At 70.6% G+C, this 14,772-nt stretch carries 15 protein-coding genes and 2 pseudogenes; 8 read left to right on the forward strand and 9 right to left on the reverse strand.

The features are described from left to right. Positions 1–114: 114 nt before the first annotated feature. Positions 115–489, reverse strand: a complete 375-nt coding sequence (locus ACZ6TD_RS18515) for a hypothetical protein (RefSeq protein WP_471355319.1) — start codon at positions 487–489, stop codon at positions 115–117. Between the two features lie 630 nt (positions 490–1,119). Here ACZ6TD_RS18515 and ACZ6TD_RS18520 point away from each other — a divergent pair. Further along, on the forward strand, positions 1,120–1,458 hold the full coding sequence (locus ACZ6TD_RS18520; protein ID WP_471355321.1) for a helix-turn-helix domain-containing protein: 339 nt from the start codon (positions 1,120–1,122) through the stop codon (positions 1,456–1,458). A 14-nt stretch (positions 1,459–1,472) separates the two neighbouring features. Here ACZ6TD_RS18520 and ACZ6TD_RS18525 read toward each other — a convergent pair. Beyond that, positions 1,473–1,831, reverse strand: a pseudogene (locus tag ACZ6TD_RS18525) (xanthine dehydrogenase family protein molybdopterin-binding subunit); the annotation flags it as partial. Between the two features lie 51 nt (positions 1,832–1,882). Between ACZ6TD_RS18525 and ACZ6TD_RS18530 the strand changes: the two are divergent. Beyond that, positions 1,883–2,122, forward strand: a pseudogene (locus ACZ6TD_RS18530) (short-chain dehydrogenase); the annotation flags it as partial. Positions 2,123–2,252: 130 nt separating this feature from the next. Here ACZ6TD_RS18530 and ychF read toward each other — a convergent pair. Further along, complete coding sequence (ychF, locus tag ACZ6TD_RS18535) at positions 2,253–3,341, reverse strand: redox-regulated ATPase YchF (protein ID WP_471355323.1); 1,089 nt, start codon at positions 3,339–3,341, stop codon at positions 2,253–2,255. A gap of 475 nt (positions 3,342–3,816) precedes the next feature. Between ychF and ACZ6TD_RS18540 the strand changes: the two genes are divergently transcribed. Beyond that, positions 3,817–4,212: a DUF6542 domain-containing protein gene (locus ACZ6TD_RS18540; protein WP_471355325.1), complete on the forward strand. Its 396-nt coding sequence runs from the start codon at positions 3,817–3,819 to the stop codon at positions 4,210–4,212. Here ACZ6TD_RS18540 and ppgK read toward each other — a convergent pair. Together ppgK and ACZ6TD_RS18550 are read right to left on the reverse strand one after the other, a co-directional pair. Next, positions 4,118–4,909 carry a polyphosphate--glucose phosphotransferase gene (gene ppgK, locus ACZ6TD_RS18545; RefSeq protein ID WP_471355327.1) on the reverse strand — a complete coding sequence of 264 codons (792 nt, stop codon included), beginning with the start codon at positions 4,907–4,909 and terminating at the stop codon, positions 4,118–4,120. The genes ACZ6TD_RS18540 and ppgK overlap by 95 nt on opposite strands. Beyond that, complete coding sequence (locus ACZ6TD_RS18550; protein ID WP_471355329.1) at positions 4,906–5,970, reverse strand: 4-hydroxy-3-methylbut-2-enyl diphosphate reductase; 1,065 nt, start codon at positions 5,968–5,970, stop codon at positions 4,906–4,908. Before ACZ6TD_RS18550 ends, ppgK begins: the two co-directional genes overlap by 4 nt. A gap of 83 nt (positions 5,971–6,053) precedes the next feature. Here ACZ6TD_RS18550 and xseA point away from each other — a divergent pair, with 83 nt between their 5' ends. The 3 genes from xseA (at position 6,054) to ACZ6TD_RS18565 (ending at position 8,337) form a co-directional block, all read left to right on the forward strand. Next, a complete protein-coding gene (xseA, locus tag ACZ6TD_RS18555) occupies positions 6,054–7,274 on the forward strand; it encodes an exodeoxyribonuclease VII large subunit (protein ID WP_471355331.1) in 1,221 nt (406 codons plus the stop codon). Positions 7,275–7,284: 10 nt separating this feature from the next. After that, a complete protein-coding gene (locus ACZ6TD_RS18560; RefSeq protein ID WP_471355334.1) occupies positions 7,285–7,584 on the forward strand; it encodes an exodeoxyribonuclease VII small subunit in 300 nt (99 codons plus the stop codon). A 162-nt stretch (positions 7,585–7,746) separates the two neighbouring features. Then, positions 7,747–8,337, forward strand: a complete 591-nt coding sequence (locus ACZ6TD_RS18565) for a malonic semialdehyde reductase (RefSeq protein WP_470004471.1) — start codon at positions 7,747–7,749, stop codon at positions 8,335–8,337. Between the two features lie 127 nt (positions 8,338–8,464). Here the strand turns inward: ACZ6TD_RS18565 and ACZ6TD_RS18570 are convergent, their stop codons facing one another. Next, the gene (locus tag ACZ6TD_RS18570; protein ID WP_471357840.1) at positions 8,465–9,004 is read right to left on the reverse strand and encodes a DUF4245 domain-containing protein; all 540 of its coding nucleotides are present in this window, start codon (positions 9,002–9,004) and stop codon (positions 8,465–8,467) included. Positions 9,005–9,192: 188 nt separating this feature from the next. Between ACZ6TD_RS18570 and glpX the strand changes: the two genes are divergently transcribed. Continuing rightward, the gene (glpX, locus tag ACZ6TD_RS18575) at positions 9,193–10,224 is read left to right on the forward strand and encodes a class II fructose-bisphosphatase (protein WP_020868721.1); all 1,032 of its coding nucleotides are present in this window, start codon (positions 9,193–9,195) and stop codon (positions 10,222–10,224) included. 116 nt (positions 10,225–10,340) lie between these two features. Here glpX and ACZ6TD_RS18580 read toward each other — a convergent pair whose 3' ends face one another. Then, the gene (locus ACZ6TD_RS18580; protein ID WP_020868722.1) at positions 10,341–10,697 is read right to left on the reverse strand and encodes a WhiB family transcriptional regulator; all 357 of its coding nucleotides are present in this window, start codon (positions 10,695–10,697) and stop codon (positions 10,341–10,343) included. 178 nt (positions 10,698–10,875) lie between these two features. Continuing rightward, complete coding sequence (locus tag ACZ6TD_RS18585) at positions 10,876–11,577, reverse strand: DUF1707 SHOCT-like domain-containing protein (protein ID WP_471355338.1); 702 nt, start codon at positions 11,575–11,577, stop codon at positions 10,876–10,878. A 159-nt stretch (positions 11,578–11,736) separates the two neighbouring features. Here ACZ6TD_RS18585 and ACZ6TD_RS18590 point away from each other — a divergent pair, with 159 nt between their 5' ends. Further along, complete coding sequence (locus ACZ6TD_RS18590) at positions 11,737–13,425, forward strand: fumarate hydratase (RefSeq protein WP_471355341.1); 1,689 nt, start codon at positions 11,737–11,739, stop codon at positions 13,423–13,425. Between the two features lie 130 nt (positions 13,426–13,555). Here the strand turns inward: ACZ6TD_RS18590 and ACZ6TD_RS18595 are convergent, their stop codons facing one another. After that, complete coding sequence (locus tag ACZ6TD_RS18595) at positions 13,556–14,650, reverse strand: chitinase (protein ID WP_471355343.1); 1,095 nt, start codon at positions 14,648–14,650, stop codon at positions 13,556–13,558. Between the last annotated feature and the right edge of the window lie 122 nt (positions 14,651–14,772).

A 14,772-nucleotide genomic window follows, 5' to 3' on the forward strand; every position in this document is an offset into this window, starting at 1 on the left:
GCCGAGACCAGGACAGCGTTGAGGGCTCGACCGGCACGCACCGGTCGAGCCCTCAACGCGTTCAGTGTCCGGTCGGCAAGACAGCGCCTCCAGGGCCGACCAGGGGTCCGTGACTCATGAGTCGGAGTAGCTGAAGTCGCCAACGGTCCAGCCGCTGACGTCCTTGATCGCGACGCGGTACATCCCGCCCGTCTCGGGGATCCCCATGCTGCCTTGCAGGATCCGGGCGACGTGAAAGTGCAGATGAGTGGGCGGCTCGCCGCGGTCGGGCCGGTCCCGCGTCTTGTCGGCGGTGAAGACGCCGGAGAAGGGGCCGAGACGGTCCGAGTCCCTCAGGATCTCCGACACACGCTGCCTCCACACGGCTTCGGGAGCCAACCGTCCGGTGATGACAGCGCCGCCGGTGACCACGGTCAGGGACATCTGATTGCTCTGCTCGGACTCCACCATGGCGGCCACGTCAACGAGCAGTTCGTCAGCGTTCGACATGAGAGCCGATTTTATTCTCCGATCCGGCCTGCTGTACCCCACTGGACGCGGCGACGGATGTGCCGACGCCTCCCGCCGGGGTGCGGGCGCTGAGCCGGTCGGCGACCAGGTGTACGCCCGCTGTTACGGGCCGCAGGCTATCGAGGGCCGACGCAGGACAAAATCTATGCTCGCCAGAGTAGACATTGGGCTATGGCGTGGCTAAGGTTTTTCTCGTAGACAGAGTCGAAGCGAGACCCGGCAGACACGAACTGGCGGGTAGAAGTACATGAAGTTCGCAGGTCGGCGCGGCTGTGGAGTTGCGAAGCCAGGTTGTTCGCAGGAAGGCGACGGGACTGGCAGCCGCGCCGGGTAGCCCGGAGTAGATGACGTAGGAAAGAACGGAGGAAGCGGACGCCATCAGGATCGCCCGGGCACGGAGAACCGGCCCGGGTACCGCAAGACCCCGGATTGGAAGGTGGTCCCCGGTCACGCATGCGCGATCCCCGCGATCCCGCCCTCCTCGGGCGGCGTAGCGGAAAAACAGAAGGTCGGCACAGCGGTAGGGCCGACAGATGGTGTTGAATTTCCTTCGGGGCCCTGGTGCTTACGGCACCAGGGCCCCTCGATGTGTTGCTCAACGAGGTGAGAATGACAGCAGACAATCCGCTCAGTGGTCGTCTGGACGACGACGACTACCCCGCCTACACCATGGGACGGGCCGCCGAGATGCTCGGCACCACCCCCGGCTTTCTCCGCGCCATCGGTGAGGCCCGCCTCATCACCCCGCTCCGCTCGGAGGGCGGGCACCGCCGGTACTCCCGCTACCAACTGCGGATCGCCGCCCGCGCCCGCGAGCTCGTCGACCAGGGCATGCCGGTCGAGGCCGCCTGCCGCATCGTCATCCTCGAGGACCAGCTCGAGGAGGCTCAGCGCATCAACGCCGAGTTCCGCCGCGCCGCGGCCGAACAGCCCGACGACTCTCAATGAGCCCGTCCGGGCCCAGAGACCGGCTGGCCGTGGAAGAGGACCTTGTCGCCCTGGAAGACTCGCAGCCTGCGGCCCTCCGGGCTGTTCGACCCGGAGTTGTCCACAGCTTCGGCGCGTTGCCGTGATGGATCACCCGCCGCACACCCGGGTGGGCCAGCGCGGCGTCCGTGTCGATGGACGTGACGCGGCCGCGACCGACGCCGCTGTCGACGATCACCGCGTGCAGGACACCCTCGACGAGGGGGGTCTCGCCGCGTGAGCTTGTTCGAGCGTGCGGGAGCTCGGCGGCGTACCGGGCCTGACCGGTGACCTTCAGCCGCCCGTCCACCCGGGACAGCGGCGCACCCACGGCGGCCTGGGGCTGGGGACTCACTTCGTACCTCTTACGGCGCGTAGCTGACGCTCGACGGTCCGCTTGAGAGCCGGGGTCGACTGGCGAGGCGCGGACGCGGGCTCGTACGCCGACAGCAAACTGTTCGTCACGGCGCTCGCGGCCGCGGTGGCCCGCCTGCGGCCCGGGGTGCTGAGCAATGCGGTGGATCCGGGCTGGGTGCCGACCAGGATGGGCGGGCCGGACGCACCGGACGATCTCGAACTCGGCCATCGGACCCAGGAATGGCTCGCCGTCAGCGACGAATCCGAGGCCCGGACCACCGGCGGGTACGACGCGGCCGTATCAGCCTCGCCGCCGTACGACCGGACGGGTCCGGCGGACGTCTCGCTCCTGACGCCGCACCTGGAGCGCCGGGCGCTGAAGCTCAGAGCCCTGGCGGCGAGGCGACAGCGGCCAAGAGCTACACGTTGAACCTGAACTCCACCACGTCCCCGTCCCGCATCACGTAGTCCTTGCCCTCCATGCGCGCCTTACCGGCCGCGCGGGCCTCGGCGACGGAGCCCGTCTCGACCAGGTCCTCGTAGGAGATGACCTCGGCCTTGATGAAGCCCTTCTGGAAGTCGGTGTGGATGACACCGGCCGCCTCCGGGGCCGTGGCGCCCTTCTTGATGGTCCAGGCGCGGGACTCCTTGGGGCCGGCGGTGAGGTAGGTCTGGAGGCCCAGGGTGTTGAAGCCGACGTGGGCGAGGGTGGCGAGGCCGGGCTCGTCCTGGCCCACGGACTGGAGGAGCTCGAGGGCCTCGTCCTCGTCGAGCTCGGCGAGGTCGGCCTCCAGCTTGGCGTTGAGGAAGATCGCCTCGGCGGGGGCGACGAGGGCGCGCTGCTCGGCCTTGAAGGAGTCGTCGGTGAGCTCCTCCTCGTCGACGTTGAAGACGTAGAGGAAGGGCTTGGTGGTGAGCAGGTGCAGCTCGTGGAGGAGGGCGGCGCGCTCGCTGCCCTGGACGATGCCGGCGGAGAAGAGGGTGCGGCCCTCCTCGAGGATGGCCTTGGCCTCCTCGACGGCCTTGACCTGGGGCTGCTTGTCCTTCTTGATCCGGGCCTCCTTGACCAGGCGCGGCAGCACCTTCTCGATGGTCTGGAGGTCGGCGAGGATCAGCTCGGTGTTGATGGTCTCGATGTCGCTCTTCGGCGAGATCTTGCCGTCGACGTGGACGACGTTCTCGTCCTTGAAGGCGCGGATGACCTGGCAGATGGCGTCCGACTCACGGATGTTCGCCAGGAACTTGTTGCCCAGGCCCTCGCCCTCCGAGGCGCCCTTGACGATGCCCGCGATGTCGACGAAGTCGACGGTGGCGGGCAGCTTGCGGGCCGAGCCGAAGATCTCGGCGAGCTTGTCCAGGCGGGGGTCGGGGACGCCGACCACGCCGACGTTGGGCTCGATGGTGGCGAACGGGTAGTTGGCCGCCAGCACGTCGTTCTTGGTGAGGGCGTTGAACAGGGTCGACTTGCCGACATTCGGCAGACCGACGATTCCGATCGTGAGCGACACGTTGACGACTTCCCGTAGCTTCCCGTGGCGGGGATGTGAGGACCGATGACGGGCCCCGGTGGAGCCGGGGCCGGTCCACCAGTCTACGGGGCCGCCCTCGATCACCCGGCCGGGCTGACAATCGGTCGAACACACTGCCAAGGTCCTGCGAAGGGCGTGTCCAAGACCGGATTCACGCCCTCCGGCGACCTACGTTGGTCGGGTGGAGCATTACAGCACGCGTACGCCCCGCCGCGCGGCGGCACCATCGCCCCGCCGGGCCGCGGACGACACGTATCCGGGACGCGGCAGAGGCACGGGTCAGGGCCGGGGGCGGCCCGGCGGCGCGGCCCGGGCGCCTCGGCCTGCCGCACGCCGTACGGGGCCGTCCGGAGCGGCCGCGGCGCTGCCCGCCGTCCTGCGGCGGGCCCGGGGGCTGTCCTTCCCCGATCCCCGGCTGACCGGGCTGGGCGCGGGGCTGCTGACCACGCTCACCATGCTCGGCATCGGCTGCCTGGACGCGCTGCTGTTCTCCGGCTCCCCCACCGTCTACAGCGTGCTCTTCCTGCCCGTCTGCGCGGCCTGCGGGCTGTGGGTGCGGCCCGCCGATCTGCTGGCGGCGCCGGTGACGGCGCCGCTGGCGTACACGGTCGGGCTGCTGCCGATCAACGAGGGTTCGGCGGGCTTCAGCGGACAGGCGGTGGGGGTGTTCACCGCGCTGTCGCTGCAGGCCGGCTGGCTCTACGCGGGGACGCTGCTGACCGTGGTGATCGTGCTCGTACGGCGGGCCGTGCTGGTCACCCGGCGCCGCCGGCAGCAGCGGCCGCGGCCATCCCGGCACCCACGATCCCCGCGTTGTTCTGAAGCTGCGCCGGCACGATCTCGGCCCTGACGCCCTCGATCAGCGGCAGGAACTTGTCCGCCTTACGGCTCACACCGCCGCCCAGCACGAAGAGCTCGGGGGAGAAGAGCATCTCCAGGTGGTGGAGGTACTTCTGCACCCGGCGCGCCCAGTGCGACCAGCTGAGGTCGTGGTCGTCCTTGACCTTGGTCGAGGCCCGCTTCTCCGCCTCGTGGCCGTCCAGCTCCAGATGGCCCAGCTCGGTGTTGGTGAGCAGATGCCCGTCGGTGAAGACCGCGCTGCCGATGCCGGTGCCGAGGGTGAGCACGATCACGGTGCCCTTGACGCCGCGGGCGGCGCCGAACGTCGCCTCCGCGACCCCGGCCGCGTCCGCGTCGTTCAGCACCGTGACCGGGCAGTCCAGCCGCCCGGCGAGGCGCGAGGCCAGATCGGTGCCGATCCAGCTCTTGTCGACATTCGCGGCGGTAAGGGTGACACCGTCCTTCACCACGCCCGGGAAGGTCACCCCGACCGGCCGCCCGGACCAGTCGAAGTGCCGGACGACCTCCACCACACCGTCCAGGACCGCCTCGGGCGTGGACGGATGCGGGGTGAGCACCTTATGGCGCTCTTCGGCGAGCTCACCCCGGTCCAGGTCCACCGGGGCGCCCTTGATGCCCGAACCGCCGATGTCGATGCCGAACACCTTCGCCGCGGACGCCCCCGTGGCCCCCTGGCCGTATGTCACCGCTGGGACCCCTCCGGCCGGGCGGCGACCGCCGACACCTCGGGCTGACCGGCGGACGCCGACGCCTCCTGCTCACCGGTGGACACCGCGGCGGCCTCGGCCCGCAGGTCCCGGCGCAGCTCCTTGGGCAGCGAGAAGGTCAGCGACTCCTGCATGGGCTGGACGACCTCGACATCGCCGTAGCCGCGCTCGGCCAGCCACTCCAGGACGCCCTCGACGAGCACGTCCGGTACGGAGGCGCCCGAGGTCACGCCGACCGTGGTGACGCCCTCCAGCCATGCCTCGTCGATCTCGCTCGCGTAGTCGACCAGATGGCCCGCCTTGGCGCCCGCGCCGAGGGCGACCTCCACCAGCCGCACCGAGTTGGAGGAGTTCTTGGAGCCGACCACGATCACCAGGTCGGACTCCGCGGCCACCTGCTTGATGGCGGTCTGGCGGTTCTGCGTGGCGTAGCAGATGTCGTCGCTGGGCGGGCTGATGAGCTGCGGGAAGCGCTCCTTGAGCGCGTCCACGGTCTCCATGGTCTCGTCGACCGAGAGGGTGGTCTGGGAGAGCCAGACGACCTTGGACTCGTCCCGCACCTCGACGTTCTTCACATCGTCGGGGCCGTCGACCAGGGTGATGTGCTCGGGGGCCTCACCGCTGGTGCCGATGACCTCTTCATGGCCTTCGTGGCCGATCAGGAGGATGTCGTAGTCCTCCTTGGCGAACCGGACTGCTTCCTTGTGGACCTTGGTGACCAGGGGACAGGTGGCGTCGATGGTGGCCAGCTTGCGCGCGGCGGCCTCCTCGTGGACCACGGGCGCGACACCGTGCGCCGAGAAGATCACGATGGAGCCCTCGGGCACCTCCTCCGTCTCGTCGACGAAGATGGCGCCCTTCTTCTCCAGGGTCTGGACGACGTATTTGTTGTGGACGATCTCCTTGCGCACGTAGATCGGCGCGCCGTACTGCTCCAGGGCCTTCTCGACGGCGATCACGGCACGGTCGACACCGGCACAGTAGCCACGGGGGGCCGCGAGCAGGACCCGGCGGGCGGAGGTTGCAGTCATGTCCCCCATGGTAGGGGCGATGGCCGCGGGGTCCGTCGGTTGGTGGGGCGTTGCCCCCGCTGCTGTCGGTGGTGGCCGATACCCTCGCGGTCATGGCTGTCAACACGTCCGCGGAGGCGCCGATCCCGGTCGGCGAGGTGTCCCGGCTGATCGGGGGCTGGATCGACCGGCTCGGCGCGGTCTGGGTCGAGGGGCAGATCACCCAGCTGTCCCGGCGCCCGGGCGCCGGTGTGGTGTTCCTGACCCTGCGCGACCCCAGTTACGACATCTCGCTGACCGTCACCTGCTTCCGCGCCGTCTTCGACAAGATCGCGGACACGGTCACCGAGGGCGCGCGGGTCGTGGTGCACGCCAAGCCGGAGTGGTACGCGCCGCGGGGCCAGCTGTCCCTGCGGGCCGCCGAGATCCGCCCGGTGGGGGTGGGCGAACTGCTCGCGCGGCTGGAGCAGTTGAAGAAGGCACTGGCGGCGGAGGGGCTGTTCGCGGCCGACCGCAAGAAGCCGCTGCCGTTTCTGCCGCAGCTCATAGGGCTGGTCTGCGGGCGCGCCTCGGCCGCCGAGCGCGATGTGCTGGAGAACGCGCGGCTGCGCTGGCCCGCCGTCCGCTTCGAGGTGCGCAATGTGGCCGTGCAGGGGGTGCACGCGGTGCCGCAGGTGATCGAGGCCGTCAAGGAGCTCGACGCGCTGCCGGAGGTGGATGTGATCGTGGTGGCGCGCGGCGGCGGCAGCGTGGAGGACCTGCTGCCGTTCTCGGACGAGCAGCTGGTCCGGGCGGTGGCCGCGTGCCGTACGCCGGTGGTCTCCGCGATCGGCCATGAGCCGGATTCGCCGCTGCTGGACCTGGTGGCCGATCTCCGCGCCTCCACGCCCACGGACGCGGCGAAGAAGATCGTGCCGGATGTGGGCGAGGAGTTGATGCGCGTCCAGCAACTGCGGGAGCGGGCGCTGCGCAGTGTGCACGGGCTGCTGGACCGGGAGGAGCGGGGACTGGCCGCCGCGCTGGCCCGGCCGTGCATGCGGGAGCCGCACCGCATGGTGGACGAGCGCGAGGAGCGGATCACGGCGGTGCTGGAGCGCGCCCGCCGCTGCCTGGGCCATCTGCTGGACCGGGCCGACTCCGAGCTGGCCCACACCCAGGCGCGGGTGGTGGCGCTCTCCCCCGCCGCGACGCTGCGCCGCGGCTATGCGGTGCTCCAGCACCCCGACGGCTCGGTGGTGCGGGCGGCCGAGGAGGTCGCGGAGGGCGAGGAGCTGCGGGCGCGGGTCTCCGAGGGCGAGTTCCGGGTGCGGGTCGCTGTCGGACCCGCTGAATAGGGTGAGGGGTATGGCGAAGACGGACGAGCAGGCGGACGAGCAGACCGGGCGGACGGACGGGCAGAGCGCGCGGGCGGAGGCCACGCTCGGCTATGAGCAGGCGCGGGACGAGCTGGTCGAGGTGGTCCGCCGCCTGGAAGCGGGCGGCACCAGCCTGGAGGAGTCGCTCGCGCTGTGGGAGCGCGGCGAGGAGCTCGCGAAGGTCTGCCGCCACTGGCTGGAGGGCGCGAGGGCCCGGCTGGACGCGGCGCTGGCGGAGGACGATGGCGCCGAAGGCGCCGAGGAAGCGGAGAGCGCCGGGGAGGGCTGACCGTCCGGGCCCGGCCCGGACGTGGCCCCCTTGCGATGGCGGGCCCCCTTGTGATTCGGAGCACCTTACCCACCCCGCGCCATCTTTTTAGTTGAACATTAATCTAAGCATCGTACAGTGGAGCCCGTCAGCGATATCCCCGCTTATGCAGAGGTTTCTTCCATGGCACTCGTTCTCGACCCCGCCGCCCAGGACCTGCTCTTCCGCGAGGCCCGCACTGCCAACACCTTCACCGATGAGCCGGTGACCGAGGAGCAGGTGCAGGCGATCTACGACCTGATCAAGTACGCGCCGACCGCGTTCAACCAGTCGCCGCTGCGTATCGTGCTGGTCCGCTCGCCCGAGGCCCGTGAGCGGCTGGTCCAGCACATGGCCGAGGGCAACCAGCCCAAGACCTCCACCGCCCCGCTGGTCGCGATCCTCGCCGCGGACAATGAGTTCCACGAGGAGCTGCCCGCGCTCTTCCCGCACTTCCCGCAGGCCAAGGACGTCTTCTTCGCCGAGCGTGCCGCCCGTGAGCAGGCCGCCGCGCTCAATGCCTCGCTGCAGGCCGGTTACTTCATCCTGGGCATCCGCGCCGCCGGTCTCGCCGCCGGCCCGATGACCGGCTTCGACCCGGCCGGGGTCCAGAAGGAGTTCCTGGACGAGGACCACACCCCGCTGATGGTCATCAACATCGGCAAGCCGGGCGAGGACGCCTGGTTCCCCCGTGGCCCCCGCCTGGACTACGACGACGTCATCACCACGGTCTGATCGACTGCTCGTCCACACTCGACCGCGCTTGATCGCGCTCGGTCACGCTTGATCGACCACGGGCCCTTGGCCCGGACCGCCCGCCGGTCCGGGCCAAGGGCCCCGGCCGTCACGGGGCCCGCCTCGCTCAGCCCTTCTTCTCGGTGAGCGCCGCGGCCATCTTCGTCAGCTGCCCGTACGACGCCGTCCCGGTGACCACCGTGGTCACGCCCGGCTCCTCGCGCACCAGCGCGTCGTACTTGTCGCCCTCGTAGCGGACCCATTCCTCACCGTCGATCCGCTGCGTCCGCTTCGTCTCCCGCGCCTGCTGGGTGACCTTCTCCACGAACGGCACGGGCTTGCCGTCGCTCTGCTCGACCGCGAGGTACTCCTCGTTCTGGTCGAGGAAGCCGAGGTGCCAGACCGCGCCGTCCTCCGCGGCGGCCGGGCGGTAGGTCACCGACGTCGCGCGCCAGCCCTTGGGCAGGCTCCCGGGCTCGGGGGCGGCCACCGGGTACGGGGCGGCGCGGCGGGCCGTGGCCAGCTCCACGCGGTAGTCCACCGTCTTCACCCCGGAGCCCTTGGGGCCCTCGTCATGGGGAATACCGAAGAGGTAGATGGCCGCCGCGACGACGCCGATCGCCGCCAGCGACAGCACCATGTCCCGGACCGTCTCTTTGCCACGCATACCTGCCACGCCCCCTATCGTCCCTCATCCGGTCGCCGCACCTCGCAACAGGGCCGCGCTCATGCGTGGGGCTATCTGCTCACTTAGCCAATCAGCGGATAAAGTCATGAACACCCTCACCCTCCTGGTCCCCCTTGCGGGGAGGAGGGGCCCTCACGGTCCGTCGCCGTACAGAAAGGTGCGCTCCGATGACCGAGCATCATCTCCCGTCCCAGCTCGAGGTCAGCCCCGAGGCTCCCGATCGCAACCTCGCCCTGGAACTCGTCCGGGTCACCGAGGCGGGTGCCATGGCCTCCGGACGCTGGGTGGGCCGCGGCGACAAGAACGGCGCCGACGGCGCCGCCGTCAAGGCCATGCGTTCCCTCGTGCACACCGTCTCGATGAACGGCGTCGTCGTCATCGGAGAGGGGGAGAAGGACGAGGCGCCGATGCTCTTCAACGGTGAGCGCGTGGGCGACGGCACCGGCCCGGAGTGCGACGTGGCCGTGGACCCGGTGGACGGCACCACGCTCACCGCGAAGGGCATGGCCAACGCCGTCTCCGTGCTCGCGGTCGCCGAGCGCGGCACCATGTTCGACCCGTCGGCCGTCTTCTACATGGACAAGCTGGTCACCGGCCCCGACGCCGCCGAGTTCGTCGACATCACCGCGCCCCCCGGCGTGAACATCCGCCGGATCGCCAAGGCCAAGAAGTCCAGCCCCGAGGACGTCACCGTGGTGGTCCTGGACCGCCCCCGCCACGAGGGCATCGTCAAGGAGATCCGGGAGGCGGGCGCCCGGATCAAGTTCATCTCCGACGGCGATGTGGCCGGCGCGATCATGGCCGCGCGCGAGAGCACCGGTGTGGATCTGCTGCTGGGCGTCGGCGGCACGCCGGAGGGCATCATCGCGGCCTGCGCGATCAAGTGCCTCGGCGGCACCATCCAGGCCAAGCTGTGGCCCAAGGACGACGAGGAGCGGCAGCGCGCCCTCGACGCGGGCCACGACCTCGACCAGGTCCTGGAGACGGACGACCTGGTCAGCGGCGACAACGTGTTCTTCGTCGCGACCGGCATCACCGACGGGGACCTGCTGCGCGGGGTGCGGTACCGCGCGGAGACCGCCACCACCCAGTCGCTGGTCATGCGGTCCAAGTCCGGGACGATCCGGCAGATCGACTCCACCCACCGGCTGGCCAAGCTGCGCGCCTACGCCTCGGTCGACTTCGAACGGCCGAGCTGAGCGAGGTGACGGCGGCGTTCAGCCGACGCCGCGTGACAGACGCCGCATGACAGAGGCCGCATGACAAGGGCCGGGTCCCGCCTCCCGGCGGGCGCCCGGCCCAGGTCCCGAAGAGCTCAGCCGGCGGCGGCGACCCGCACCGCGCGCTGCAGCTCCGCCTCCCGGCGCCGGCGGCGGGCCAGCACGACCCGGCGCTCGGCCGCGGTCAGCCCGCCCCACACTCCGTACGGCTCGGGCTGCAGCAGTGCGTGCTCCCGGCACTCGACCATGACCGGGCAGCGCGCACAGACGCGCTTGGCGGCCTCCTCCCGCGACAGCCTGGCAGCCGTGGGCTCCTTTGAGGGAGCGAAGAACAGCCCGGCCTCGTCGCGTCGGCACACCGCCTCCGAGTGCCAGGGGCCGGCCTGATCCCGCGCGGGGACGCGCTGCGGGGGCACGGCGGCTTCCAGCAGGGGCTGATGCGGTTGCAGCACGGTCTACTCCTGACGACGGCTCCGGTGGTCACCCTTGCCCGCCTCGAGGTGTACGGCCCCGTTAGCACCCCCATCAGCCGTACGAGAGACGATGCACCAAGCCTTACCCGCTGTGCGCGCGCTTATGCACACCGTTGTCCCAGCCGGAACTTCCCCGTGCACGCCCCTTCTTCAGGGCTTATGCTCGCAGGTTCTTCAGCCGCTTACCCCGCTTGGGCCTGGCCTCCACACCGCCGAAGACGGCGAACCCGGTGACGTGGATCACCGGTGCGTCGGGGTCCTGCGCCTCGTACGTCGTGACGTCGAAACCGCCGAGGATGCCCGCGCCCGAACCGCGCAGCGAGACGTTCTCCGGGACCTTGATCTCCACCCCGCCGAAGGCGGCCACGACATGGATGACGATCTCCTGCTGCTCGAAGACCGCCTCGGTCAGATCGATCTCGACGCCGCCGAAGATCGCCAGGGCGTTCGTACGGCGCCTGACCCGCCAGCGGCCCTTGCGCGTCGAACCGCCGAAGACCGCCACCAGGTTCTCCGACTCGGGGAGGGAGCGCGGCCACTCCGACTCCGCGTCGCGCGTGGGCGCGGAGGCGGCGCCGCGGGTGGGGGCTGCGGGCAGATCGCGCACCAGGGGCTCCAGCTCGCCGAGGGTCTTGGCGCGGTAGACCGCGTCGATCCGCTCGGCGTGCTCCTCCGGCTGGAGCCGCCCCTCGGCGAGGGCCTCCCGCAGGATGTCCGCGATCCGGTCACGGTCCGCGTCGGACGCACGGAGCTCCGCGACGGACGCGGGCGCGGCAGAAGCGGGCGCCGGGGCCGACGCGGCCTTGGGCGCGGGCGCGGGGGCGGATTTGGTCAAGGGCACGGGCTGCTGCTCATCCACGGGCTCAGCGTACCCAGTCGCGATAGATCGCGACTAGGGGACGATCCCTGATCCTTCCCCTACTACTGAGCCCTACCTCACAGGTCCCGTCCCGCGGCCCCGTTCTACGCTTATGGACGCGCTGTCGACGAAGTCAGCCCAAGCCCCGTCGAGTGAGGAATGGCCGCGATGCCAGAGTTTGCCTATTCGGACCTGCTGCCCCTGGGAGAGGACACCACGCCATACCGTCTGGTGACCTCCGAGGGCGTGAGCACCTTCGAGGCCGATGGGCGTACCTTCCTGAAGGTCGAGCCGGAGGCGCTGCGCAAGCTCGCGGCCGAGGCGATGCACGACATCTCGCACTACCTGCGCCCCGCCCACCTCGCCCAGCTCCGCCGCATCCTGGACGACCCCGAGGCCAGCGCCAACGACCGCTTCGTCGCGCTGGACCTGCTGAAGAACGCCAACATCGCGGCCGCCGGGGTGCTCCCGATGTGCCAGGACACCGGCACGGCGATCGTCATGGGCAAGCGCGGGCAGAACGTGCTCACGCGGGGGGGCGACGAGGAGGCCCTCTCGCGCGGCGTCTACGACGCGTACACCAAGCTCAACCTGCGCTACTCCCAGATGGCCCCGCTGACCATGTGGGACGAGAAGAACACCGGCTCCAACCTGCCCGCGCAGATCGAGCTGTACGCGACCGACGGCGGCGCCTACAAGTTCCTCTTCATGGCCAAGGGCGGCGGCTCGGCCAACAAGTCCTTCCTCTACCAGGAGACGAAGGCGGTGCTGAACGAGGCATCGATGATGACGTTCCTGGAGCAGAAGATCCGCTCGCTGGGCACGGCCGCCTGCCCGCCGTACCACCTGGCGATCGTGGTCGGCGGCACCAGCGCCGAGTACGCGCTGAAGACGGCGAAGTACGCCTCCGCGCACTACCTGGACGAGCTGCCCACTTCAGGCTCGCCGACCGGGCACGGCTTCCGCGACAAGGAGCTGGAGGAGAAGGTCTTCGAGCTGACGCAGAAGATCGGGATCGGCGCGCAGTTCGGCGGCAAGTACTTCTGCCACGACGTACGGGTCGTACGGCTGCCGCGGCACGGCGCCTCCTGCCCGGTCGCGATCGCGGTCTCGTGCTCCGCCGACCGCCAGGCGCTCGCCAAGATCACGCCGGAGGGCGTCTTCCTGGAGCAACTGGAGACCGACCCGGCCCGCTTCCTGCCGGAGACGACGGACGAGGAGCTGGTCAAGGGCGCGGGCCCGGACCTGGACGCGGTCGCCATCGACCTCGACCGGCCGATGGACGAGGTGCTGGCCGAGCTGACCAAGCACCCGGTCAAGACCCGGCTCTCGCTGACCGGCACGCTGGTGGTCGCCCGGGACATCGCCCACGCGAAGATCAAGGAGCGGCTGGACGCGGGCGAGGAGATGCCGGAGTACCTGAAGAACCACCCGGTCTACTACGCGGGCCCGGCCAAGACCCCCGAGGGCTATGCCTCGGGCTCCTTCGGGCCGACGACGGCGGGCCGGATGGACGCGTACGTCGAGCAGTTCCAGGCGGCGGGCGGCTCGAAGGTCATGCTGGCCAAGGGCAACCGCTCGAAGCAGGTCACGGACGCGTGTGCCGCGCACGGCGGCTTCTACCTGGGCTCGATCGGCGGCCCGGCGGCGCGGCTGGCCCAGGACTGCATCAAGAAGGTCGAGGTCCTCGAGTACGAGGAGCTGGGCATGGAGGCGGTCTGGAGGATCGAGGTCGAGGACTTCCCCGCGTTCATCGTGGTGGACGACAAGGGGAACGACTTCTTCCAGGACCCGGCGCCCCAGCCGACGTTCACGAGTATTCCGGTGCGGGGGCCGGGGGTGGCGTAACGCCTGTGGGGCGGCGGAGGCGTGGATGCGCCCCCGCCGCCCTTACCCGTCCCATCCCGGGGGCTCCGCCCCAGGCCCCCGACCGGCCCGGGACCGGCCTTGTCCTCAATCGCCGGACGGGCTGGTTTGGTCAGCCCCTCAGCGCCGCCTCGAAGGCGCCGGGGCGCTGGGTGACGCCGCTGCAGCGGGTGTTGGGAACGACGTCCGCGGTCGGCTCGGGGGCCGCGGCACCGGCCGTGGGGGCGGTCGGGGTGGCGGACCGGGTCATCTCCGGGGTGCACGGCCGGTCCCGTTCGGCGGACCACATCGACAGCCGTCCGATTCCCTTCTCCGCGGCGAACCGCGCCAGACCGGACGCGTCCTCCAGCGTGAAGGTCTCGCCCGTGACGTCGTTGACCCCGATCATCGGCGTCACGGCGAGGATCTTCCAGGCGGCGGCGTCGGACATGCCGAACACCTCGCGGATCCGGGCCTGGGCGGCGGTGGCCGCCTGGACGGCGTAGTCGCCCATGTCGCCGGTGTGGTCGCCGCTGTAGTTCATCGCCATGATGTTGATGCCCGAGAGGATGACCCCCTCCTGTTTGGCGGCCTCCAACTGGGCGACGCTCCGCGGGGTCAGCCCGTTGGGCATGGCGGGCAGCGTGAAGGAGATGTTCAGGCCCTCGTGGGTGCGCTGGATGAGCGCGAGCGCCTGGGCGCGGCGGGCGGCCGCCTCGGCGTCGGCGAGCGCCTCGCCCTCGAGATCGAAGTCGATCCTGGCGGCCTGGTAACGCTCGATCACCTCGGCGTAGGCGGAGGCGAGTTCGGGGACGTCGGTGCAGGCGGTGGCGAGCTCGGTGCCCTCGGCGCCGCCGAAGGAGATCCGTACGTCGCCACCCGCCCGGCGGACGCCCTCGATCCGGGCCTCCAGCGCCTGGTCCTCCAGCGAGGTGCCGCCGTCCCACACCGGGGCGCAGCCGTCGCCCGCGACGACGAAGCCCAGCGAGAACTCCTTGACCCCGCGCGCCGCCGCGGCGGCCATGTCATAGCCCGAGTCCGACCAGGCGTTGACGTACGGCACGAACTCGGCGGGCGTGCGCACCACGGGGGGCTGTGACGCCCGGGGCTGTGAGGGCGCGGCGTGCGGCTCGGGCGACTGCTTCTGGTGTCCCGCCCATACGGCGATGGTGGCGCAGACCACCGCGCCGGCCACGGCGATTCCGCTCATGCGGGGGCTGGCCCTCATGGCTCTGGCTCCTCCTTGCGGTCCGGTACGAGGCGCCGGGGGCCTGTGCCGCCCGTGCCGTTCTCCCCGCCAAACCTCGCATATTCGGTGAAGCCTACTGAACTATGACACACCGCATGTTT

The sequence above is a fragment of the Streptomyces yongxingensis genome (genome assembly GCF_055597465.1).